This is a genomic window from Ancalomicrobiaceae bacterium S20 (genome assembly GCA_040269895.1).
Lineage (GTDB): Bacteria > Pseudomonadota > Alphaproteobacteria > Rhizobiales > Ancalomicrobiaceae > Methyloraptor > Methyloraptor flagellatus.
Window position 1 is genome coordinate 319,548 of sequence record CP158568.1, and the last position, 22,223, is coordinate 341,770.

Consider the following 22,223-nt stretch of genomic DNA (forward strand, 5'->3'; position numbering starts at 1 on the left):
GAAGCCCGCTGACGGCGTTTCGCGCGTCGGGCCTTACTCGATCAGCGGAATGTGCGGACCGGCCTCGCGCGGCAGGTAGCCGAGCAGGCGCGGATCGTCGGCCACTTCGAGACCGAACTTGTAGGGCACGAAGCCCGAGCGCCGATAGAATGCGAGGGCGGCCGGGTGGTCGAACGAGCAGGTGTGGACCCAGAAGCGCGCCGGCTCGCGCGCCCAGGCGCGTTCGATCGCCCGGTTGATCAGCCACCGGCCGGCGCCGCCGCCGATCGCCTCGCGCACGAGGCCGAACAGCGCCAGTTCGACGTCGCCGCTCGTCTCCAGCTCGCGCCAGTCGAGTTCGACGAGGCCGATGTCGCGGCCGTCGCGGGTCAGGGCCAGGATCTCGATGCCCGGATCGTCCATGTAGGCGGCGAGCTCGACGTCGGTGAAGTAGCGACGCGAGAACCACAGCCACTCCTCGCCGACGGCGATGAACAGGTCGCGATAGCGCGCCGCCTCGTCGCCGCGCAGGCGCGCGAGGGCGAAACCGTCGGTCGGCGGTTCGGGCCGGAGCTCCGGGCGCGCGCGCTGTTCGAGATAGGTGACATTGGTCGCGATCTTGCCCTCCGGCACGTCGGTGTAGCCGGAGAGCTTGACCGCGAACGTCGCTTCCGTGGCCATGTCAGTGCCAGCCGATGCCGAAGCGATAGGCGACGCCGAGGCCGACGGTGAACTGGTTCACGTCGCCGGCGCGCTTGACGATCGGGCTCGAGGTGGCGTCGCCGACCAGCCGCTCGTAGCCGGCGTCGGCGCGGACCAGCCAGTTCTTGTCGAAGGCATAGGTCGCCTGCGCGGTCACGCCGGCGGCGCGGATGCCGCCGGAGGGATTGTAGGCCGCGAACTTGCCGCCCGAGGCGACGCTCTCCGCTCCGGTCACGCCGAAATAGGTGCGCATGTATTCCGACGAGGCGAAGGAGAGCTTCGGGCCGAGCGCGATGCGCCAGGCCGGCGCCGGGCGGAAGATGCCCTCGGCACCGACATCGTAGAGCTGGCCGGTGTGGCCGCCAAAGCCCTGCCGGAACTCGACATAGGCGCGCCAGTAGGTGTCAGTGTAGTCGATCTGCGCGCCGACCTCGTAGGCCGACTTCACCCGGTTGAGGCCGGCGAGGTCGCCGGTGCCCTTGCGCTCGTCGAGGAAGCGGAAGGTCGGGCGGAAGCCGAAGCCGGTGTCGCTGGTCTCCTGACCCGTGAACGGCGAGCGCAGGAATTTCAAGCCGACGATCGGCCAGGGCGAAGCGACATAGCGATTGGCACCGTCATAGGCCGGCTGCAGCTTGGCGCCGAGGCCGAGCGTGACGATCGCGTCGATGCCGGGCCCGGCCAGCGGATCCGCGGCGCGGCGCCGACATCGGCCGCCTGAGCGGGCGCGAGCGCGGTTCCTGCGAGGAGGGCGAAGGCGAGGGCGGAGCGGCGGAGCATCGCGAATCCCGGGTTTGCGGTCAGGTGATCATCATACGCACCGCCATGGTTACAGGATCATGAGCGCCCTGCCGAGCCGTGCCGGCGGGGCAGGGGTCATGTGGCGGGCGCGTGTGGCGGATGGGGCACGGGGGGGCTGGCGCGGCCCGTTTGATCGGGATGAGCCCGATCGAGATTGGATAACAGGGATCCAATGCCGGTTCAGGTTCGAATGATATGCTCGATATTCATTCCATGTGTGGGAAACCATCTGCCGGTCGGGAATCCCCAGATGCCGGCGACCGGTTGTTTGCGCAGTTCCAACTTCTTGATCGGTCGAAGACGCTCGTCTTGAGAGTCGTCGTCCGAGATCCCGGTCCAAGCCGTGGCGGCATCGAGCAGGAGTTGCTGAACTTCGCGGATCCGCGGCATTCGGAATAAACGATAGGGTTCATCAGGATCTGGAAGGAACATGCGGTCCTTTATAAATCTGTAAGAGGTGTTGAATCCAGGGACATACTTGGCGTCCTCTCGATAAAACGAGTAGAACCAGTATTTTTTTGGTTGTTGATTCGAAATATAGAATCAAGGCTTTTGTCGATATGTTGTGCGACCAGCTCTGTTGAAGAAAAGAAGCCTCCCATGGATGTAGCACCTGCGAAGTCGTATAAAACAACGTTGCGACCATGACCGTTCTTAAACTGCAAATGGTCGAGAAAGGCGAAGAACCGGAAATCGGTCTCGGAACGGCAGTGGGGAATATCCTCGATCGACCAAGCTTCCGGCCTGGCCTCCCGCGGACGCCACCATGGTTCGGGCAAGAGCACGCCATGATCGCGCAGATATTGGAACGCGGCGGCTTCGTCGGGCCAGTTTTCCAATTTCAGGCTCGCGAGCTTGTCGGCGCGTGGGACGTTGAATTGCAGCGCCGGCGGCGGCGGCGCGTTCGGGGCGGGCAGATCCCAATGTTCGCGCGGCAGCAGATAGAAGTCCGCTGCGCGCTCCTCCGGCGTGGCGCGCGTGTCGCACTCGTGGATCGATCGGCCATCGGGAACCCAGCGCGCATTGCGCCATGCGCCGACCAGAACGACCTTTCGTGACTGGTCGGTATTGGGTCGGCTGAGATCAGGTCCGCCGCTGTCGTCTTCGGTGTGGGGCCAGCGCTCCGGCCAGAACAGCAGCGCCTGCGGGGCCGCCTCGCACAGCCTCTGCCACAGGCCGAAGGGAAGGGTCGTGGCGTTCGTATCCATCGCCTCGATCGTCAGCGAAAAGTCGACCGTGTAGATGTGGGTCGAGTACGTTACGGCGTAGCTCGGATCTTGATCTTTTTCGGGATATTCTCGCTCCAGATCATACGAAACAAAAATGGGCGCTTCCGTCTTTCCTGATACGTAAACCAAACGATGAATCTGACTGACGGCTCGGCTTTTATGCCATTCCAGCCGGTCCCTATAGTGGATTTTCTCTTCTGTTATTACGTTGATGAGGCAATTCGCCTCGCGATCGTAGCTCCAGCAGCCGCAGATGTGTTGCATTCGAGCCTTGCTCTGCTTTTGTCCGGCGCTTTTGCACGCGCTGCGCGATGATGGAAGGATCGAAGTAGAGACGCCGTGGACCAATCGGCTCGACAAACAACTTACAGCCCCGATCGCGGTGCTCCGACCGTGGCCGACGTCGCTCCCGATCGCAACCCCTGGAAAGAAAGGGGGCTCCTGTCCGGCTCGGAAGGCTTCGCGATCTTCCCGATCCCCCCTCAAATCGACCCCACCGTTTTCAACCTGACCCGCGGGTGCACCTCGGCTTGGCTCATGATCACCGTGTGCGGCCGGAAGCGTTCGACGATGGCGCGGACGTGGGTGCGGATGCCGGGGCTGGTCAGGAGCACCGGGATCTCGCCGATGCGCGCGGCATCTTCGAAGCCGTCGCGGACGCCGTTGACGAATTCGCCGAGTTTCGACGGCGCCATGGCGAGGCTCTTGGTCTCGCCCTCGCCGACGAGGGCTTCGGCGAAGGCAACCTCCCAGGCCGGCGACAGCGAGATGATCGGCAGGTAGCCGCCGGGGGCGAGGTTGGCGGCCGAGATCTGGCGGGCGAGGCGCGAGCGCACGTGCTCGGTGATCGACTGCACCGAGCGGGTGAAGGCGACCGCCTCGGCGACGCCCTCGAGGATCGTGCCGAGATCGCGGATCGAGATCCGCTCGATCAGCAGCGCCTGCAGCACGCGCTGGATGCCCGACATGTTGAGCTGTGACGGCACGATGTCCTCGACCAGCTTGTGCTGCTCCTTCGGCAGTTCGCCGAGCAGCTTCACGACGTCGGCGTAGGAGAGCAGGTCGCCGACGTTGGCCTTCAGCACCTCGGTCAGGTGGGTCGACAGCACGGTCGCCGGGTCGACCACGGTCAGGCCACGGATCGCCGCTTCTTCCTTGAGCGAGGCGTCGATCCAGGTCGCCGGCAGGCCGAAGGTCGGTTCGGTCGTGTGCGTGCCGGGCAGGTCGATCTGCCGGCCCTCGGGGTCCATGACCATGAACTGGTTGGCGAAGATCGTGCCGCGCCCGGCTTCGACCTCCTTGACCTTGATGACGTATTCGTTCGGCTGCAGCTGGACGTTGTCGAGCAGCCGGCACGGCGGCATCACGAAGCCCATGTCGGTGGCGAGCTGGCGGCGCAGCGCCTTGATCTGCTCGGTCAGGCGATCCGAGCCGTCGGCGCCGTTGATCAGCGACAGGAGCGAATAGCCGAGCTCGACCCTGAGATCGTCCATCTTCAGGGTCTCGGCCATGGTCTCTTCCTTCGGCGTCGCCGCCTTGGCGACCTCGACGGCCTTCTCGGCCTCGACCTGCGCGACCGCCTGCTTCTGCTGCTTGTCGGCGGTCAGCGCCAGCGCGGCGGCACCGGCGGAGAGCGCCAGGAACGGGATCGTCGGCATGCCCGGCAGGAGCGACAGGACGGCCATGACGAAGGACGACATGCCGAGCGCCTTCGGATAGCCGGAGAGCTGCTTGATCAGCGCCTTGTCGGCGGCGCCGGTGACGCCGGCCTTCGACACCAGCAGGCCGGCGGCGGTCGAGACGATCAGCGCCGGGATCTGGGTGACGAGGCCGTCGCCGACCGTCAGCAGCGTGTAGGAATGGCCGGCCTCGGCGAAGGTGATGCCCTGCTGCACCACGCCGATGACGATGCCGCCGACGACGTTGATGAAGGTGATCAGCAGGCCCGCGATCGCGTCGCCGCGCACGAATTTCGAGGCGCCGTCCATGGCGCCGTAGAAGGCGCTCTCGTCCTCCAGATCCTTGCGGCGCTGGCGGGCGACCTTCTCGTCGATCAGGCCGGCGGAGAGATCGGCGTCGATCGCCATCTGCTTGCCGGGCATGGCGTCGAGGGAGAAGCGTGCCGCGACTTCGGCGATACGGCCGGAACCCTTGGTGATGACGACGAAGTTCACGATCACCAGGATCGCGAACACGATGATGCCGATGACGAAGTTGCCGCCCATCACGAAGTTGCCGAAGGCTTCGATGACGTGGCCGGCGGCCTTGGTGCCCTCGTGGCCGTGGCTGAGGATCAGGCGCGTGGAAGCGAGGTTCAGCGACAGCCGCAGCATGGTCGAAATGAGCAGCAGCGTCGGGAAGGCCGAGAACTCGAGCGGGTGCTGGATGAACAGCGACGTCATCAGGATCAGCACGCTGATCGTGATCGAGATCGCCAGCGAGACGTCGAGCATCCAGGCCGGCAGAGGCACCACCAGCACGACCAGGATGGCCATGACGCCGGTGGCGAGCGCGAGGTCGCCGCGGCGGGCAGTGGCGATCAGATCCTGCAGGCTCGGGATGCCGAACGGCAACGTGAAGGAGCGGGACGGCGTTCCGCCGGCTGTGCTGGTTTCGGCCGTGGTGTCTGACATGAAAGGCGCTCGCGGCTCGGGGCGGAATCGGTCGGACGAGGATCCCGCCACTGGGCAATTTTTGCCGGGCGCGTGGTTAACAGGTGGTTAATTTCGGGGCCTCGGCGGTCGAGCCGCCGAGGCCTTTCGCCGGATGGTTCCGGTCAGTGGCCGACCGGCAGCATCCTGCCGAGAAAGTTGAAGATTTTCGCGGTCATGTCGTCGTGAAGCGCGGCGCGGTCGCGGCCGCCGGGCACGTCGGTGCAGATCGGTTCGTCACCGGCCTCGGCGAGGAGCCGTGCCGCGTCCGGCTTGCAGATGCCGAGGAAGCTGAAATGCACGGCATCGGGCACACGATCGAGCCGGGCGTTCGGCATCAGATCGACGATCGCGCGGCCCTCGATGATGCCGGGCGTGGTCGACGGCGTGCCGAGGTTCAGCACGCCGACCGGCACGGTGACGCTCGCGAGGCTCTTGTCGTCGTAGCTCGGCGTGAAGGCCGGATCGACCGCGATCACGGCACGGATGCGCGTGTCGCGATGGTTTTCGTCGAAGCGCGGATCGAGCGCGGCGAAGTCGACGCCGCCGCGCCGCAGCCATGCGCAACCCATCATCGTCCGGTTGCGATTGCAATATTCGGCGAACGCGAAGCGGCGTTGCTCAGCGCCCGCGAGCGCCAGCACGTCGTAGCCGCCGAGCGAGAACCCGAGCGCGCCGACGGCCTTCGGATCGATGGAGGGGGCGAGATCCGGGGCGGCCAGCAAATGATCCAGCGTGGCGGAGATGTCCTTCGGGCGGTGCCAGAGTTCCATCGTGAGCTTCTCGTTGGAATCGCCCGAGGTGGTGCCCGGATGGTTCATCGCCACCACCATGTAGCCGCGCGCGGCGAGCCGCGTCGTCAGCCAGGAGAGGCCGGCGCCATTGCCGCCCGACCCGTGCGAGATCAGCAACAGAGGGTGCCGCCCCGGCGCCACCGGCGCGTCGCGCCGGACGTGCGTGCCGACGATGACGGGATTGTCGCCGATCAGGACCTCTTCGCCGCCGGGGCCGGCCGGGTACCAGACGAGCGTCGGCAGGACGCGGCCCGGTTCCTTGGTCGTGATCGTGAGCGAACGCATGCCGACGGACAGGGGTTCGGCAGCTGCGACGGGCGGCGTCGCGGCTGCCGCCAGACCGATCGAGAGCATCGCGCCAAGGACGCCCTTGCGGCCGAGACGGCAGGCGATCCCGAGGGCGCGGGTGGAAAACGGCGGACGGTTCATCTCTTCATCTCCAGACGGGGTTGACCGCGCGGCTGAGGTCGTGGTCGCTCTGGGCCGCGGTCGAGCCCGGTCATCGAAGCCCCGGCCGCGGTCGGATGGCGTCCTCGAACACGATCGAGGTCGTCCCCGAACGCGATTTCGGACCGGCTGCCTTTCGCGTCGGAGCCCCTGGCTCGAAAGGGCATTCGGGGCGAATGCGGCTCGCGCAGGCTCGGTCGATGAGGCCGGGGCGTGGCGAACAGGAGAGACGATGCTCGCGATCCCCGTGCCTTTTGTCGTCGCCATCGTGCTGGCGATCCTGCTCGGCGTGATCGTCTCGCGGCGCGAAGGGCGGTCGATGCTGCCGCTCACCGTGTTTCTGGGTGCCGCACTGATCCAGGCGACGCTGGTCGGTCTGCGCTGGAGCGTCGATTGGCAGGTCGCCCGGCTGATCCAACCGTTCGGCGCGGCGCTCGCGCCGCCATTGGCGTGGTGGGTGGTTGCGGATCTGTCGGGAGCCCGGCTCGGGAGTACGCGGCGGGCGCTCGCGGGAGCAGGCGTCGTCACGGTGCTGCTCGCGCTCTGGTGGCGCCAGCCGATCGACGCCGGTCTGATCGGCCTCTATCTCGCCGCGGGCGGGGCGATCCTGACGGTCGCGCTCGGCGGCGCCGATCGGTTCGGCGCGGCCCGGCTCGCCGATGTCGGGCGTGCGCGCTTCGCCTCGGCGGTTCTCGGCGTCCTGCTGATCGCGTCGGCGGGCGTCGATGCGCTGACCGGCATCGCGCTCTATCAGCATGGCCCGACCGTGGAGGCTCGGCGGCAGGCGGCGGCGATCATCTCGATCGGCAGCCTCGTCGTGCTGCTGACGGCGGCCGCGGCGACCATCGTCATCGCTTCGACGCGCACGGCCGATGTCGAAAAGGAGGCCGACGCGGGGATACCACCCGACCCTGAGCCGGAGGCGGCGGCAGGGGAGGCCGAGGACGCCGCCGTCGAAGCGGAGAGCCTGCGGGCGGTCGATCTCGTCGTGCTCGGCGAGGTCGATGCGGTGCTGCGCGGACGGGCGCTCTATCGCGATCCGGATCTGTCGCTCGACCGGCTGGCGCGGCGGGTCCATCGGCCGGCGCGGATGATCTCGGGGGCGATCAATCGCGTTCACGGCATGAACGTGTCGCAGTATGTCAACGGGCTCCGCGTCGAAGACGCCCTTCGCCTGCTTGCCGAGACCGACCGGCCGGTCACCGCGATCCTCCATGAGGTCGGGTTCCAGACCAAGTCGAATTTTCACCGCGAGTTCAGCCGCGTCGCCGGTTGCAGTCCGAGCGAATGGCGGGCAAGGGCGAGGGGGGACGCCGAGGCCTGAAGGCCGAAGGGCGAGGCATTTACCCCCGCGAGGTGATGAGCTTCGCGCCGAAACCGATCATGGCGGTGCCGGCGACGCCTTCCGCCATGCGCCGGTGGCGTTGCAGGCCGGCGCGCAACGGGCCGGTGGCGACCAGGAGCGCGAGCGCGCCGTTCCAGACGAGACCGACCAGCGGCATCAGCAGGACTGCGGCCGCGCAGGCGACGCCGTCGAGATGATCGGCGCCGGTCGCCGCGAAGATCGCCAGATAGAACGGGATCGCCTTCGGGTGGGTGATCGTGGTCAGGAAGCCGGCCCGGAACGCGCGCACGGCGGCGTCGCGGCAGAGCGCGGCATCGGTCGAACCGGTGTCCGCGGTATCGATCGCGCTGGCATCGGCCTTGAACGCCCGGACCACGGCGAGCCCGCCGAGCAGGATCAGGTAGAGACCGCAGGCGATGCGCAGCGCCTCGGTGATGCCGGGCAGGCCGGCGAGCGTCGCGCCGAGGCCGGTCATGCCGGCGGCGGCCCACACGAGCGCCGCGGTCGCGATGCCGAGCGCGGTCATGAGGCCGAGGCGGCGGTCGCGGTTACCGGCGGCGAGCACCAGCGCCATGTTCGGCCCCGGCACGATCGCCAGCGCGAACTGGGCGGCGGCGAGGCTCGCGAAGATCGACAGCGTAGCGGACATGGGGCGGGCTCCTCCGGTATTTTCTTGCTATCGCGGCGAGGGCGTGTGTGCCGTCGCCGTGCCTGGCGACAGTCGCCTCAGGCGACGTCGCGTTCCGCGCCGCCCGGCGGCGGCACGGCGATGCCGTCGTCGGAATATTCCTTGAGCTTGTTTCTGAGCGTGCGGATCGAGATGCCGAGGATGTTCGCCGCATGCGTCCGGTTGCCGAGGCAATGGTCGAGCGTCGACAGGATCAGGTCGCGCTCGACATCGGCCACCGTGCGGCCGACCAGCGCGCGCGTCACCGCTTCCGCCGTCTCGGCGGCGCGGCGGACGGTCTGGTCGTAGCCGCCCGGCGTCGCCGGCGTGCCGGCGACCGGCCCGTTCGCCTCGCCAAGCTTGACGCCGTCCGGCGTGCGGATCGCGTCGGCATCGATCTCGTCGGTCATGGCGAGCAGCACGGCGCGGTGCATGCAGTTCTCGAGCTCGCGCACATTGCCGGGCCAGCGGTTGCGCACCAGCTCGCGGCGGGCGTCGTGGCCGATCGGCTTCGGCTTCATGCCGTTGGCCTTGGCGTATTTCTCGGCGAAGAACTCCGCCAGCGCGATGATGTCGGCCGGGCGCTCGCGCAGGGGCGGGATCTTCAGGTTCACGACATTGAGCCGATAGAGCAGATCCTCGCGGAACGTGCCCTTGCGCACCTCGTCGGCCAGCGTGCGGTTCGAGGTCGCGATGATGCGGATGTCGACCGGCACCGGCTTGGTGCCGCCGACGCGGTCGATCACGCGTTCCTGGATCGCGCGCAGAAGCTTGGATTGAAGACGGAAATCCATCTCCGAGATTTCGTCGAGCAGCAGCGTGCCGCCGTCGGCCTCCTCGAACTTGCCGACGCGCCGGGCGATGGCGCCGGTGAAGGCGCCCTTCTCGTGACCGAACAGCTCGCTCTCGAGCAGGTTGTCGGGGATCGCCGCGCAGTTGACCGCGATGAACGGCTTGTTGGCCCGCGCCGACTTGCGATGGACATGGCGGGCGAGCACTTCCTTGCCGGTGCCGCTCTCGCCGGTGATCAGGATCGAGGCCTCGGAGGCGGCGACCTGATCGGCGAGGCGCACGACGCGGGCCATGGCGTCGTCGCGGACGATCAGATCCTTGGCATCCTCCGCGACCGCCGACAGCACCGCGGCGATCAGCTCCGGATCGGGCGGCAGCGGGATGTACTCCTTCGCCCCGGCGCGGATCGCGTCGACCGCGGCGCGCGCGTTGGTCGCGGTGCCGCAGGCGACGATCGGGACGTGGATCATCTCCATCTCGAGCCGGCGTACCAGCTCGGCGATCGGCTGACCGACGTCGACCATGAGCAGGTCCGCGCCCTTGCCCGAGCGCAGGATCTTCAGGGCCATTTCGACCCCGTCCGCATGGGTGACGGAAGCGCCGCGGTCCATCGCCATCTTCGAGGCGATCGCGAGCTGGCCGCCCAGGCCACCGACGATCAGGAGGCGCATGGTGGTTTTCCTTTCACCGTTCGGACTTGATGATTTCGGTCATGGTCACGCCGAGCCGGTCCTCGACGAGGACGACTTCGCCGCGCGCGACCAGCCGATCATTGACGTAGATGTCGATCGCCTCGCCGACCTTGCGGTCGAGTTCGAGCACCGTCCCGGTCGACATGCGCAACAGGTCGGAGACGCGCATGCGCGACTGGCCGAGGATGGCCGAGACGCGCACGGGCACGTCGAACACGGCCTCGAGATCGGCGGCGGAGCGGGCCTGTACCGGCTCCTCGTCGGAGCTGCGGGCGGCCTTCTGGGCTTCCATCTCGTCGAGTTCGAGATTGTCGTCGGCGGGCGCGGTCATGGATCACCCCCTGGTCCGGTCGGCGTCGACCGGATCGTCGTGAATGGTGGCGAGCGACGCGGCGCGTCCCTCGAAATAGCGGGCGACGGCCGCCTCGACCTCGGCGTCGAGGGCGGCGCGATCGCGGACGATGCCGCCGTCGGCCCATTCGATCCGGCAATCGCCGGGGCCGAGGTCCTCCTCGCCGAGGATGACCACGCGCCCCTCGAAGCCGGTCTCGCGGGCGATGCGGTCGACCTCGCCGCGGATGCCGTCGGCATGGGCCGCGGCGAGGCGCAGCACCAGATGCGGCGCCTTCCGGAGCGGGCCGAGGCTCTCGGCGACCAGCGCGCGGATCTCCGCCAGCGGCTCGGCGTCGATCAGCCGGCCGGCGAGCTTGCGGGCGACCGCGACGGCGAGTTCGACCGCCTGGCGTTCGACGGCGAGGCGTTCGGCGTCCTGGGAGGCGACCAGCGAACGGACGGCGGCGGAGAGCCGGGCGGCCTCGTCGGCGAGCCGCTCGGCCGCGCGCGCCTCGGCGGCCATGCGGCCTTCCATGTAGCCTTCCTCGTGGCCTTCGGCGCGCGCCTTCTCGATCGCGGCGGCGAGTTCGGCCTGGTGGTCCTCCAGGTCGATCATCGGGCGCGGCGGCGCGACCGGCTCGGGATCCGGCTCCGGCATGGGCGGCGGCGGAGGGGCCGAGAAGTCGATATCGAAAAGGTAGCGCGCGGGAGTGGCCATCGGGTCCGGTTCGCTTTCTCGTCCTTCGTCGTTGCGGCCGCGGCGCGGGATGCGTCGCGTGCCCCGGTCAGTAGACCAGTTCGTCCTCGCCCTTGGACTTGGAGATCATGATCTCGCCCTTGGCGGCGAGATCCTTGGCGACATTGACCATCGTGCCCTGCGCCTCGTCGACGTCGCGCAGGCGCACGGGGCCGAGCGCCTCCATGTCCTCGGTCATCATCTTGGCGGCACGGCTCGACATGTTGGAGAAGAAGGTGTTGCGCAGGCTCTCGCTCGCGCCCTTCAGCGCGATGGCGAGCTTGTCCTTCTCGACCGCGCGCAGCAGCGTCTGGATGCCGGCACCGTCGAGCTTGCCGAGATCCTCGAAGGTGAACATCAGCGACTTGATCTTCTCGGCGCTCTCGCGGTTCTCCTCCTCGAGCGCGGTCAGGAAGCGGGCTTCCGTCTGGCGGTCGAAGGAGTTGAAGATCTCCGCCATCAGCTCGTGGGCGTCGCGGCGCGAGGTGTGGCTGAGGTTCGACATGAACTCGACGCGCAGCGTCTGCTCGACCTTGTCGAGCACTTCCTTCTGCACCGCCTCCATGCGGAGCATGCGGTTGACGACCTCGAGCGAGAACTCCTCCGGCAGGATCGCCAGCACGCGGCCGGCATGGTCCGGCTTGATCTTCGACAGCACGAGCGCGACCGTCTGCGGGTACTCGTTCTTCAGATAGTTCGCGAGCACGTTCTCCTGCACGTTGGAGAGCTTCTCCCACATGTTGCGGCCGGCCGGACCACGGATCTCCTCCATGATCTGGGCGACGCGCTCCGGCGACATGAAGGAGAGCAGGATCCGCTCGGTCGTATCGTAGTTGCCGGTCAGCGAGCCCTTCGAGGAGAGCTTGGTGACGAAGTCGACGAACAGGTTCTCCAGCATCTCGGGGCTGACGGCGCCGAGACGCGACATGGCGATCGAGATCTGACGCACTTCCAGTTCATCGAGCCGCTGCCAGATGCCGCGGCCATGCTCCTCGCCGAGCGCGAGCAGCAGCACGGCCGCGCGTTCGGCGCCGGCGAGCTCGCGATAGGTTTCGCCGGCTTCGATCTTCAGCGCGGGCTTCTGGAGGGCAGGGGCGGCCATTCGTCCTCACGCTGCGGTTTCGGCGAGCCAGCCGCGGATGATCGCGGCGGCTTCGGCGGGGCTTTCGGTGATCAGTTCGCCGATCTTGGCGATCGACGTGGCGTGCATCTCGCCGAGCGCCTTGGCCTGTTCCAGGCGGTCGGCCGGGATCAGGCCGGCGCCGGCGAGCGCGGTGGCGGCGGCGTCCTCGAGCGTCCCTCTCTCGATCGGCTGGCCGTCGGGGCCGACGGCCGGCTGTCCGTCGGGGCCGGCGAGGGCGAGCTGGCCGCCGGCGGCGCCCGCGGCACCGGCCGCGCCGGTCACGGTGGTCTCCAGGATGGTCGTCTTGACGACCTCCGGGCCGAGCACCTTCTTGATCAGCGGACGCAGGCCGAAGAAGAACACGAGCAGGCTCATCACGAACAGCACGCCGAGTTCGGCGAGCCGCATGATGTCGTCCTTGGTGAAGTCGAACAGGCCGGCGAGACCCTGCTTTTGGCTTTCCAGCGGCAGCGAGGCCGGCGCCTCGGCGAAGCGCAGGTTGACGACCTCGACCTGATCGCCGCGGTTCTGGTCGAAGCCGACGGCGGAGCGCACGAGGGCAGCGATCCGGTCGAGATCGGCCTGCGGACGCGGCTGATAGGTCGGCTCGGCGCCGTTCGCGGCCGTGTAGACGCCATCGACCAGCACGGCGACCGACATCTTCTTGACCCGGCCGGCCTCCATCACCTCGACGCGGCTGGTCTTGGAGATCTCGTAGTTGACGGTCTCCTCGCTCGTGTTCGAGGCTTCCTTGCTACTATCCTTGTTCTGGTCCTGCGTGCCGCCCGGCACCTGATTGGCGACGGTGACCTGCTTGTCGCCCTGGACGTTGGAGGAGTTCTCCTCCTTGGTCTGGGTCGAGCGGACCACCTGACCGTTGGGGTCGAAGCTGTCCTGGGTCTGGGTGACGCGGCTGTAGTCCATCTCGGCCGTTACGCGCACGCGGGCGCGGCCCTGCCCGACGATGGACGACACGATCGATTCGATCTGGCCCTCGATGCGACGCTCGTAGGCGGCGTTGCGCTCCTGCAGCGTCGCGGAGACGAGGCCCTGCGCGTCTTCCTCGCCGCCGCTGGCGAGCAGACGGCCGCCTTCGTCGACGACCGTGACGCGGTTCGGCTTCAGCCCCTCGATCGCGGAGGCGACGAGGTGCTGGATCGAGCGGATCTGTTGTTGTTCGAGCTGGCCGCGTACCTTCAGCACGATCGAGGCGGTCGGCTCGCGCTTGTCGCGCTGGAAGACCTGACGATCGGGGATGTTCAGGTGGACGCGGGCGGCCTGGATGCGGTCGATCGCGCGGATCGTGCGGGAGAGTTCGCCTTCGAGCGCGCGCAGGCGGTTGATGTTCTGGACGAAGCTCGTGGTGCCGAGCGCGTCGGACTTGTCGAAGATGTCGTAGCCGACCGAGCCGCCCGAGGGGATGCCCTTCTCGGCCAGACGCATGCGCAGGCGCAGCATCTGGTCCTTCGGGACCATGATCTGGCTGCCGTCCTGACGCAGCTCGTAGGTGATCGCCTGCGCGTCGAGTTCCTTGACGATGGCGGCGGAGTCCTGGACCGACAGGTCCGAGTACATCACCGCCATGTTCGGCTGGGAGACGCGCAGGATCAGGAAGGCAAAGAAGCCCACGAGCGCGATCGCCACCGCGCCCATGGCGGCGACACGCGCCGGACCAAGCTTCTGGAGGAACTCGAGAGCACCGTTCACGGGCAGGTTCCGCGCCTTCAATATTGCCTCGGCCGCGCCCCGAGCCCAAGGAACCGGCGACAGGCTCCTTGGGAACATCGGGTCGAGGCCGTCCGGGGGACGTCCGGTCGGCGGTCCGCTTTGCGAGAGCGGTTCGGTACGACCGGTTGGCGGAGATGGCCCGAGCGATCCGGTGGGGGCGGACCGGAGCGATCTCCGCTAGGCAATAATTTCCCATCGCATGGTAAACGAGTGGTTAACGGGCTGGTTACGATTTGGGAAAAACGGCGGAAATCCGCCGATTTGCTCAAAGAAAAATGAAGGAGGGCGGCAGATTTTGCCGGGTCAGGCGCCCGCCCCGGTCCGCTTCGGCGCCGCGCGGGCGAATCGATCCGAACGATCGGTCCTGTGGGGGGAGATGCCGGCGGCGCTCGCGGGGCGCGCCCTCCAAAATGCAAGACGGGCCGGCGTGGGCCGACCCGTCTTTCTCTTTACCGAACGCGTGAAAGGCTTTCACTGGCGGTATTGCTGGATCCTGGTTGTGCGCAGGCCCGCGAGACCGTGACGGTCGATCGACTGCTGCCAGGCGAGGAATTCCTCGACGGTCAGGGTATAGCGGCTGCAGGCTTCTTCCAGCGAGAGGAGGCCTCCGCGGACGGCGGCCACGACTTCCGCCTTGCGGCGGATGACCCAGCGCTTGGTATCTTGCGGTGGCAAGTCTGCGATCGTCAGCGGACTGCCGTCCGGTCCGATTACATACTTGACCCGCGGTCGAACTTGATCGGTCATCGTACTCTCACACATTCGATGCGACCACATCGAAGGGGAGATTACGGGGCGCGCCTTAAAATATGGCTAAATCAAATCGCTCAATCGCATAGGTCGGTTCGACGCGTCGATTTCCGCGATTTACCGTTCGTCCTGGCCGTTTCCGATCAGTTCGAAGATGTCGAGGCGGTGCTGCTCGCCTTCTGGACGGAAGTGATATTCCACAACGAGACGCTGGTGTCGCCGATATAGAGGATCGGCTCGGCGCCGCTGAAATCGACCTTCGTCACTGTGCCCGAGAAGTCGGTCGAGAAGGTCACGTTGCTGCCGGCGCTGTTCGAACCGCTGACCGAGATCGTGTACTTGTCGCCCGCATTGACGGTCGCGCCGTCCGAGCGCGTGCCGTCCCAGGTGACGGCATTGGTGCCCTTGGTCATCGACTTGGTCGAGGTGTAGACGGTGTTGCCGCTGGAGTCCTTGACCGTAACGGTCGCACTCGGGCTCGCATCGGAGGCGTTGACGCTCCAGGTCGCGCCGCCGCTGGTCGCGGTCGCGGTCGAGCCGTCGCCGCTGACCGTCGAACCGAGATAGCTGACCAGGTTGGTCGCGGTGTTGGCGGTGAGCTGTGTCTTCAGGTCGGTCAGCGTCGCGTTCGACTTGATCTGCTGCTCGACCGAGGAGTACTGCACGAGCTGGGTCGTGAACTGGCTCGAATCCATCGGATTGAGCGGGCTCTGGTTCTGCAGCTGGGTGACGAGCAGCTGCAGGAACATCTGGTAGTTCGACGACAGGCTCTTGGAGTCCGACTTGTTCGTCGAGTTCGCCACGGTCGGCGTGGTCAGGGCGCTGATCGACATGGGTCGTTCTCCTTAACGCTCTCCGGCTCAGACCCTGAGGTCCAAGCCGCCGGCGCGCGTGCGCGCGCCATAGACCGCGGCGCGGGCCGCGGCGATGCTGCTGTCGTCCTCGGCGGTCGCCGCGCGGCCGGTCAGCGACTGGGCGTCGTAGTTGCGCCAGCCCTGGTTCGACTGGTTGCCGTTGCCCTGATCGCGCAGCGAGAACTGCAGGCCCGAGCCGTCGGTCTTGAGACCGGCGTTCTCGAGCGCGCGCTCCAGGCCGCGCTGGTCGCGCATCATCATGTCGAGCGTTTCGGAGCGCTCGACGATCAGATGCGCGCGGACCTCGCCGTCGCTGCCGACCTTCAACTTGACGTCGACCCGGCCGAGTTCTGGCGGATCCAGCCGGATCTCGAAGCGGCTGTGGCCGTCCTTGGCGTGGGTCGCGATCGAGGAGGCGAGGGCCGCGGTGTCGACCGCGTGACCGGTCGTCGTGGCGGCGGCCGCCTGGGCGGTCGTGGTCGTGGCATCGGCTGCCCGCGCATGGCCTGTGCCGCTCGGCGCGCCGATCTGGCCGACAGGCGCGGCCGCATCCGGCGCGGCGCCGGTCTTGGCGTCGTCGTCGCGCCGGCGCGCATCCTGCTGGGCGAGCACGGCGGCCGGATCGGGCGTCGCGCCGGCAGTGGCGCCGACGGTCTGCGCCTGGGTGGTTCCGGCCTGGGTCTTGGACGCGTCGATCGACGGAACGATGGTCTGATCGAGTGGCGCGGACCCATCCTTGGCGGTCGGGTTCGTCGAACCCGTCGTGGTCGTGCCGGCGTTCGGCTGGGCGCCGTTGTCGGCCTCCTTGGCCTTGACCGGGCCTTCGACGCGCCTCGCCACGATCGACCGCAGGCCGCTGTCGGCGGCGGCCGTCACGGCGGTGGCGGTCGGGCGGGTCGCCTGCGTGCTGGCGGTCGCGGTGTCCTTCGCCACCGTGTCGGCCTGCGCGGCGGCGGTTGCCGCCTGGGTTGCTGGTGTGGTGCCGGCGGCGGTTGTCGCCGTTCCGGAGGCCGACGCGCTCGCGGCGGCCTGCGTCGGGTCCGTCGGCGTCGCGCCGGAGGTGGTCTTGGCCGCCGTCGTATCGGTGCCGCTGCCGGCGGCCGTCGTCGCGGCCGCGGTCTTGTCGGTGTCGGCGCCCTTGCCGGCCCCGTCCTGGCCCGCGAGCAACTGCGCTGCCTTGCCGTCGAGCGTCTTGCCGTCGAGCGCCTTGGCGTCGCCGACCGTGTCCGTGCCGACGCCGGCGGCGCCGGAGCCGGCGAGCGGATCGAGCGTGGCGGAGCCCGGCAGCGTGGCGCCCGGGCCCTTGGCCTTGGCGGCGTCGACGCCGTCGATCTCGCCATCGGTCGCGGCCGAGCCGCCCGGCACGGCGCCGAGGCTCGCCGGCGAGGCGAGCGCGCCCTGGCCGGTCGCGCCGGCGGTCAGGCCGTTCTGGACTAGGAGTGCGAGCGCGGCGCCGGCGGTCGCATCGGTGGCGTCCTTGTCCGCCTTCTCATCCTTGTCCGCGTCGGCCTTCTTGGCGTCGGCGCTGTCGCTCTGGTCGGTGGACTTGCCCGCCGCGGCCTTGGTCCGGTCGGTCCGATCGGCGGCGCGGTCATTGGCTCGGTCGTTGGTGCGCGTGTCGTCGGCGCGCCGGGTTGCGGCGACCTGGGCCTCGAAGTCGGACGGACGGTCGTCCGCACCGCTGGTGTCGCGGGCGGACCTGGCGCTCGGCTGGGGAGCGGCCTGCTGGGGAATGGGGGCGACGCGAACGGGGGTCGGCAAACTCTTCCTCCTGACGATCCGTCGGGACGATCTCTCGGCCTCGATCTGCAAGCCCGGTGCCATGACGGTCACCTGACGCCCCCGTCGCGCCAAGCCGGCCTGTGGACTGGCAAATCCGTCATGCCGTCGGGACAGCGCCCATCCGGGCGGTCGTGCAAGCCGCCGGTCAGCGACGGCCGGGCGGCAAAAGGTGCCGGCCGGCGGAAAGACCTGCCGCGGGAGGGTTTTGGAACGCCGTGGTCTCCGCTATAGTCCGGCCCGTCGCCAAACGGCCGCGCGCACCCCATATCCGGGAGGGGATATCGGACACGATATCCGGGACACGAATTCCAGACATGGGCGTCGCCTGTCGCGCGCCGTCGTCCGAGGTCAGTTGAGCCGATGCCGAATTCCCTCGACCTTCCCGGCCGCCCCGAAGACACGCGGGTCGTCGTCGCCATGTCGGGCGGCGTCGATTCCTCGGTCGTGGCCGGGCTGCTGAAGCGTGAGGGCTACGACGTCGTCGGGGTGACGCTGCAGCTCTACGACCACGGCGAGGCCACGCATCGCAAGGGCGCCTGCTGCGCCGGCCAGGACATCCATGACGCCCGCCGGGTCGCCGAGGCGATCGGCATCCCGCACTATGTGCTCGACTACGAGCAGCGCTTCCGCGAGGCGGTGATCGACCGTTTCGCCGAGAGCTATCTGCATGGCGAGACGCCGGTGCCCTGCGTCTCGTGCAATCAGACCGTCAAGTTCTCCGACCTGCTCGACACGGCCAAGACGCTCGGCGCCGACGCGCTGGCGACCGGCCACTATGTCCGCAGCGCCGCGCTGCCGAACGGGCATCGCGGCCTCTATCGTCCGGTCGATCTCGATCGCGACCAGAGCTACTTCCTCTATGCGACGACGCAGGAGCAGCTCGATTTCCTGCGTTTCCCGCTCGGCGGCATGACCAAGCCGGAGACGCGCGAGCTCGCGCGCACGCTCGGGCTGATGGTCGCGGAAAAGCACGACAGCCAGGACATCTGCTTCGTGCCTTCCGGACGCTATGCCGAGGTGATCGAGCGTCTGAAGCCGGATTCGGTCGAGCCCGGCGACATCGTCCATGTCGACGGCCGCGTGCTCGGCCGGCACGACGGCATCATCCGCTATACGATCGGCCAGCGGCGCGGCATCGGCGTCTCGGTCGGCGAGCCGCTTTATGTCGTGCATCTCGACGCCGATCGCCGCCGCGTGGTCGTCGGCCCGCGCGAGGCGCTGATGACCCGGCGGCTGCACCTGCGCGCGGTCAACTGGATCGGCGACGGCCCGCTCTCGGCGGTGCCGGAGGCGGGCATCGAACTCTGGGCCAAGGTGCGCTCGACGCGGCCGCCGCAGCCGGCGCTGCTGACGGTCGAGGCCGGCGAGGCGATCGTCGAGCTGATCGACGGCGAGCACGGCGTCGCGCCAGGCCAGGCGGCGGTGTTCTACGACAGCCCGGAGACGCATGCGCGCGTGCTCGGCGGTGGAACCATCGCGCGCGTCGAACGTAGCCTCGAGGCGGAGAGGGCGCTGAGGCACCTCGAGACCGGTTCAACGGCCGCCGCGGCCGAGTGAGAGAGAGACGCCATGCCGGGAAACAACGACCGTGATCCGCGCGGCGCGCTTGGCCGCGCCGTCGTCTTGCAGGGGAAGACCTACAAGCTCGAAGCCACGCCGCGGCTCGACCAGCGTTCGGTGCTGGAGGCCTATTCGCGCTGGGCGCCGGTCTACGATTTCGTGTTCGGCCGCACGCCGCTGTTCGGGCGGTTCTTCGACCTGGGCCGCACGCTCGCCGTCGACCACATCAATGGTCGCGAGGGCCGGGTGCTCGAGGTCGGCGTCGGCACCGGCATCAGCCTGCCGCGCTATGCGCCGCATCTGACCGTGACCGGCATCGACCTGTCGCCGGACATGCTGGCGCTCGCGCGCAAGCGCGTCGAGGCGGCCGGGCTCGGCAACATCGAGGCGCTGACCGAGATGGACGCCTCGCTGCTCGCCTTTCCGGACGCGTCGTTCGAGACGGTCGCGGTCATGTACACGATCACGGTCGTGCCGCATCCCGAGCAGGTGATGGCCGAGGTCGAGCGCGTGACCAAGCCCGGCGGCGAGGCGGTGTTCGTCTCGCACTTCGCCTCCGACGCCGGCTGGCGCAAGGCGATCGAGGGCGGGCTCACGCCGTTCACCAAGAAGCTCGGCTGGCGGCCGGACTTCCCCGTCAGCCGCATCCTGAACCGCCCGGGTTTCGAACATGTCGAGACGCGCCGTTTCGGCCCGCTCGGCATTTTTTCCATGGTGCGGCTCAGGCGGACCGAAGGCTGAAGCGCAGGCGCGGGGCAGACGTCGGGGGCAGGCTGGCGGCCGTTGCCGGCGCCGCGGGCCGACACCGTTGCCCGGCCCGGCCGGCGCAGAGCCCTTGCCGAGCCAGCCGATTGCGGTTCCGCCCGAGCCGGGACAGGCCGCCCGATGCTCCGCGGTGGAAAGCCGATCAGCTCGCTTGACATCTCCGGCCGCGGGTCTCTATATCCGCGGCCACCGGCGGGGTAGCTCAGATGGTTAGAGCGGAGGATTCATAACCCTCAGGTCGGCGGTTCGATCCCGCCCCCCGCTACCAGGTCCCCACCTTCAAATTTCGATCCTATTCAAGGCGTTGCCCGTTGTGGCCTTCGCGATGCGCTGCCTGACGCAAATCGGCCGGCGCGGGGCCGGCCTATCTGTTGTTTGCTTACCTTCGGTGCGTCACGCCGCCTGCAGATCCTTGACGAAGGTCTCGACTTCGCCCTGCAACGCGGTCGCCTGCGATTGCAGGGCCGACGAGAGGCCGAGCAGTTGGCTCGAGGCGGCGCCGGTCATTTCCGCCGCCCGGCCGACGCCGGAGATGTTGCCGGTCACCGTGCCGGCGCCCTCGGCCGCGCGCTGGGTGTTGGTCGCGATCTCGTTGGTGGCCGCGCCCTGTTCCTCGACCGCCGCGGCGATCATGCCGGAGATCTCGCGCACCGATCCGACCGTGTCGACGATCTTGGAGATCGACGAGACGGTCCGGCCGGTCGCCTGCTGGATTTCCGAGACCTTGGCGCTGATCTCCTCGGTCGCCTTGGCCGTCTGCGAAGCGAGCTGCTTCACTTCCGAGGCGACGACCGCGAAGCCGCGGCCGGCCTCGCCGGCGCGGGCCGCCTCGATGGTGGCATTGAGCGCGAGCAGGTTGGTCTGATCGGCGATGGTGCTGATCAGGACCACAACCTCACCGATCTTCTGGGCGGCTTCGGCGAGGCTGCGCACGTCGTTGGCGGTCTGGTTCGCCTCGTCGGCGGCGGCGTCGATGGAGCTGTTCGACTTGCCGACCTGTCCGGCGATCTCGCGGATCGAGGCGGACAGTTCCTCGGTCGAGGCGGCGACGGTCTGGACGTTCGAGGCGGCTTCCTCGGCTGCGCCGGACACGGCCTGCGCCTGCCGCGAGGTCTCCTCGGCCGTGGCCGACAGGTTGCGGGCGGCGCCGGCGACGTCCGAGGAGGAGCGAGTGAAGGCGGCCGCCAGATCCGTCATGCGCTTGGTGAAGTTCGCCGCGAGTTCGGCGCGGCGGCGAATCACCGCCGCTTCCGCCGCAGCGGCAGCCTCACGCTCGCGCCGCATCGCCTCGCCCTCGCGGAGCGTGTCGCGCAGCGTCAGCAGCGTCTTGGTCATCTGACCGATCTCGTCGCGCCGGTCGGAGACATCGACCGCGGTGTCGAGCCGCCCTTCGGCGATCTCCTGCATCTTGGCGGTCGTCGTGCGCACCGGCTTGGCGATGGCCGCGGTCAGCATCGCGACCGCGGCGACCGATACCGCCACCAGCAACGCTGCGCTCAGCACGATCGCCAGGCTGATCGAGAAGAACGCGTCGTCCTGAGCAGCCGCGCGCTGGACCAGCAGGGCGCGTTCGTCTGCGTCGATCGCCTTGATCTTGGCGCGGATGCCGTCCATCGCGGCCTTGCCGGCGCCGTTCCGCTCGAGATCGCGGGCCTGTTCGCGCGTCGCCTCCGCGCCCATCAGACGGATGCCCTTCTCGGCGACGTCGGTCCGCCAGCTCGAGGCCATCGCCTTGACCTCGTCGAGGCGCGCCTGCTGCTTGGCGTTGTCCGAGGTCAGTTCCTTGATCTTGGCGAAGGCGGTATCGAAATTCGCGGTGCCCGCCTTGTAGGGATCGAGGTTGCCGGTGCTGCCGGTGACGAGGAAGCCGCGGAAGCCCGTCTCCTGGTCGACCATGGCCGCACCCATGCGATCGGCCTGCTCCAGGACCTTGTAGGTGTGCTCGGTCCAGGCGCTGGTCTGTTCCAGCGTCCGCTTGTTCATGAACACGTACAGGTTCAGGCCGACTGCGATGGCGATCAAGACGCCGAAGGCGGCGATCAGCTTGGCGGCGATGGAGAGGTTTTTCATGAGGTGGGGCTCCCGGGGCGACCGTCTTACGCGTTGCACGCGTTGGGTGAGGGGCGCTCTGAATTTATTTTCTGATTGTCTGATACATGTGGCCGTATATGGCTGAAATTACTTTTGATTATAGTGGTTACCTTTGTATTAATAGGGAATATCTATTGCCTGGAATTATACGTGGCGGTCCGCGATGAAGGTCGCTGCGACCATATTGCGATCGGCATCGTTCTATAACTCTGGGTAATTTATCTGGAATATCATTTCGAGCATCGACGTCAGGCGCCGGCTGCGCGCCGCATGGCGACGACTTCCCCGCGGTCGCGGGCGGCGCTCGGCCCGAAAAGGCTCTGCCCGACAGGCCGATGTCCTGCATGCGGCCGCGCGGCGATCCCGCGCCAAACGATTCCGCCTCGAGACCGAAACTTGAAACGC

At 68.1% G+C, this 22,223-nt stretch carries 19 protein-coding genes and 1 tRNA gene; 4 read left to right on the plus strand and 16 right to left on the minus strand.

Annotated elements, in window-relative coordinates; all coding sequences use genetic code 11:
* Positions 1 to 33: 33 nt before the first annotated feature.
* The 6 genes from ABS361_01430 to ABS361_01455 all read right to left on the minus strand — a co-directional run bounded on the left by ABS361_01430 (position 34) and on the right by ABS361_01455 (position 6,582).
* Complete coding sequence (locus tag ABS361_01430) at positions 34 to 660, minus strand: GNAT family N-acetyltransferase (GenBank protein ID XBY44994.1); 627 nt, start codon at positions 658 to 660, stop codon at positions 34 to 36.
* A gap of 1 nt (position 661) precedes the next feature.
* A complete protein-coding gene (locus ABS361_01435) occupies positions 662 to 1,465 on the minus strand; it encodes a MipA/OmpV family protein (GenBank protein XBY46772.1) in 804 nt (267 codons plus the stop codon).
* Between the two features lie 194 nt (positions 1,466 to 1,659).
* Positions 1,660 to 1,911, minus strand: coding sequence for a hypothetical protein (locus ABS361_01440; protein XBY44995.1), 252 nt, complete (start codon positions 1,909 to 1,911; stop codon positions 1,660 to 1,662).
* Between the two features lie 8 nt (positions 1,912 to 1,919).
* Positions 1,920 to 2,972 (minus strand): hypothetical protein, encoded by a 1,053-nt coding sequence (locus tag ABS361_01445; protein ID XBY44996.1) that lies wholly within the window; start codon positions 2,970 to 2,972, stop codon positions 1,920 to 1,922.
* Positions 2,973 to 3,190: 218 nt separating this feature from the next.
* The gene (flhA, locus tag ABS361_01450; GenBank protein XBY44997.1) at positions 3,191 to 5,341 is read right to left on the minus strand and encodes a flagellar biosynthesis protein FlhA; all 2,151 of its coding nucleotides are present in this window, start codon (positions 5,339 to 5,341) and stop codon (positions 3,191 to 3,193) included.
* Positions 5,342 to 5,484: 143 nt separating this feature from the next.
* A complete protein-coding gene (locus tag ABS361_01455; protein XBY44998.1) occupies positions 5,485 to 6,582 on the minus strand; it encodes a prolyl oligopeptidase family serine peptidase in 1,098 nt (365 codons plus the stop codon).
* A 250-nt stretch (positions 6,583 to 6,832) separates the two neighbouring features.
* Between ABS361_01455 and ABS361_01460 the strand changes: the two genes are divergently transcribed.
* The gene (locus ABS361_01460) at positions 6,833 to 7,924 is read left to right on the plus strand and encodes a helix-turn-helix domain-containing protein (protein XBY44999.1); all 1,092 of its coding nucleotides are present in this window, start codon (positions 6,833 to 6,835) and stop codon (positions 7,922 to 7,924) included.
* 19 nt (positions 7,925 to 7,943) lie between these two features.
* Here the strand turns inward: ABS361_01460 and ABS361_01465 are convergent, their stop codons facing one another.
* The 9 genes from ABS361_01465 to ABS361_01505 form a co-directional block, all read right to left on the minus strand.
* A complete protein-coding gene (locus ABS361_01465; GenBank protein XBY45000.1) occupies positions 7,944 to 8,594 on the minus strand; it encodes a LysE family transporter in 651 nt (216 codons plus the stop codon).
* A 77-nt stretch (positions 8,595 to 8,671) separates the two neighbouring features.
* Positions 8,672 to 10,075: a sigma-54 dependent transcriptional regulator gene (locus ABS361_01470; protein XBY45001.1), complete on the minus strand. Its 1,404-nt coding sequence runs from the start codon at positions 10,073 to 10,075 to the stop codon at positions 8,672 to 8,674.
* A 13-nt stretch (positions 10,076 to 10,088) separates the two neighbouring features.
* The gene (gene fliN / locus ABS361_01475) at positions 10,089 to 10,388 is read right to left on the minus strand and encodes a flagellar motor switch protein FliN (protein ID XBY46773.1); all 300 of its coding nucleotides are present in this window, start codon (positions 10,386 to 10,388) and stop codon (positions 10,089 to 10,091) included.
* 42 nt (positions 10,389 to 10,430) lie between these two features.
* On the minus strand, positions 10,431 to 11,147 hold the full coding sequence (locus tag ABS361_01480) for a FliH/SctL family protein (protein XBY45002.1): 717 nt from the start codon (positions 11,145 to 11,147) through the stop codon (positions 10,431 to 10,433).
* A 67-nt stretch (positions 11,148 to 11,214) separates the two neighbouring features.
* Positions 11,215 to 12,267: a flagellar motor switch protein FliG gene (gene fliG, locus ABS361_01485; GenBank protein XBY45003.1), complete on the minus strand. Its 1,053-nt coding sequence runs from the start codon at positions 12,265 to 12,267 to the stop codon at positions 11,215 to 11,217.
* A gap of 6 nt (positions 12,268 to 12,273) precedes the next feature.
* On the minus strand, positions 12,274 to 13,995 hold the full coding sequence (fliF, locus tag ABS361_01490; GenBank protein XBY45004.1) for a flagellar basal-body MS-ring/collar protein FliF: 1,722 nt from the start codon (positions 13,993 to 13,995) through the stop codon (positions 12,274 to 12,276).
* 492 nt (positions 13,996 to 14,487) lie between these two features.
* Positions 14,488 to 14,763: a DUF1153 domain-containing protein gene (locus ABS361_01495; protein XBY45005.1), complete on the minus strand. Its 276-nt coding sequence runs from the start codon at positions 14,761 to 14,763 to the stop codon at positions 14,488 to 14,490.
* Between the two features lie 146 nt (positions 14,764 to 14,909).
* Positions 14,910 to 15,599 carry a flagellar hook capping FlgD N-terminal domain-containing protein gene (locus ABS361_01500; GenBank protein XBY45006.1) on the minus strand — a complete coding sequence of 230 codons (690 nt, stop codon included), beginning with the start codon at positions 15,597 to 15,599 and terminating at the stop codon, positions 14,910 to 14,912.
* Between the two features lie 27 nt (positions 15,600 to 15,626).
* Positions 15,627 to 17,381, minus strand: a complete 1,755-nt coding sequence (locus ABS361_01505; protein ID XBY45007.1) for a flagellar hook-length control protein FliK — start codon at positions 17,379 to 17,381, stop codon at positions 15,627 to 15,629.
* Between the two features lie 381 nt (positions 17,382 to 17,762).
* On the opposite strand from ABS361_01505, the gene mnmA reads away from it, so the two are divergent.
* The 3 genes from mnmA to ABS361_01520 all read left to right on the plus strand — a co-directional run bounded on the left by mnmA (position 17,763) and on the right by ABS361_01520 (position 19,995).
* Positions 17,763 to 18,959, plus strand: coding sequence for a tRNA 2-thiouridine(34) synthase MnmA (gene mnmA, locus ABS361_01510; GenBank protein ID XBY45008.1), 1,197 nt, complete (start codon positions 17,763 to 17,765; stop codon positions 18,957 to 18,959).
* Between the two features lie 12 nt (positions 18,960 to 18,971).
* Complete coding sequence (locus ABS361_01515) at positions 18,972 to 19,703, plus strand: methyltransferase domain-containing protein (GenBank protein ID XBY45009.1); 732 nt, start codon at positions 18,972 to 18,974, stop codon at positions 19,701 to 19,703.
* 215 nt (positions 19,704 to 19,918) lie between these two features.
* Positions 19,919 to 19,995, plus strand: a tRNA-Met gene (locus tag ABS361_01520).
* Between the two features lie 125 nt (positions 19,996 to 20,120).
* Here ABS361_01520 and ABS361_01525 read toward each other — a convergent pair.
* Complete coding sequence (locus ABS361_01525; protein XBY45010.1) at positions 20,121 to 21,797, minus strand: CHASE3 domain-containing protein; 1,677 nt, start codon at positions 21,795 to 21,797, stop codon at positions 20,121 to 20,123.
* Positions 21,798 to 22,223: the final 426 nt, after the last annotated feature.

Coding starts and splice junctions, on each gene's coding strand:
- ABS361_01480 (XBY45002.1), bottom strand. CDS start 11,147: ATGGCCACTCCCGCGCGCTACCTTTTCGATATCGACTTCTCGGCCCCT.
- ABS361_01515 (XBY45009.1), top strand. CDS start 18,972: ATGCCGGGAAACAACGACCGTGATCCGCGCGGCGCGCTTGGCCGCGCC.
- ABS361_01465 (XBY45000.1), bottom strand. CDS start 8,594: ATGTCCGCTACGCTGTCGATCTTCGCGAGCCTCGCCGCCGCCCAGTTC.
- mnmA (XBY45008.1), top strand. CDS start 17,763: ATGCCGAATTCCCTCGACCTTCCCGGCCGCCCCGAAGACACGCGGGTC.
- fliG (XBY45003.1), bottom strand. CDS start 12,267: ATGGCCGCCCCTGCCCTCCAGAAGCCCGCGCTGAAGATCGAAGCCGGC.
- flhA (XBY44997.1), bottom strand. CDS start 5,341: ATGTCAGACACCACGGCCGAAACCAGCACAGCCGGCGGAACGCCGTCC.
- ABS361_01525 (XBY45010.1), bottom strand. CDS start 21,797: ATGAAAAACCTCTCCATCGCCGCCAAGCTGATCGCCGCCTTCGGCGTC.
- ABS361_01440 (XBY44995.1), bottom strand. CDS start 1,911: ATGTTCCTTCCAGATCCTGATGAACCCTATCGTTTATTCCGAATGCCG.
- ABS361_01460 (XBY44999.1), top strand. CDS start 6,833: ATGCTCGCGATCCCCGTGCCTTTTGTCGTCGCCATCGTGCTGGCGATC.
- ABS361_01495 (XBY45005.1), bottom strand. CDS start 14,763: ATGACCGATCAAGTTCGACCGCGGGTCAAGTATGTAATCGGACCGGAC.
- fliN (XBY46773.1), bottom strand. CDS start 10,388: ATGGAAGCCCAGAAGGCCGCCCGCAGCTCCGACGAGGAGCCGGTACAG.
- ABS361_01500 (XBY45006.1), bottom strand. CDS start 15,599: ATGTCGATCAGCGCCCTGACCACGCCGACCGTGGCGAACTCGACGAAC.
- ABS361_01445 (XBY44996.1), bottom strand. CDS start 2,972: ATGCAACACATCTGCGGCTGCTGGAGCTACGATCGCGAGGCGAATTGC.
- ABS361_01470 (XBY45001.1), bottom strand. CDS start 10,075: ATGCGCCTCCTGATCGTCGGTGGCCTGGGCGGCCAGCTCGCGATCGCC.
- ABS361_01430 (XBY44994.1), bottom strand. CDS start 660: ATGGCCACGGAAGCGACGTTCGCGGTCAAGCTCTCCGGCTACACCGAC.
- ABS361_01455 (XBY44998.1), bottom strand. CDS start 6,582: ATGAACCGTCCGCCGTTTTCCACCCGCGCCCTCGGGATCGCCTGCCGT.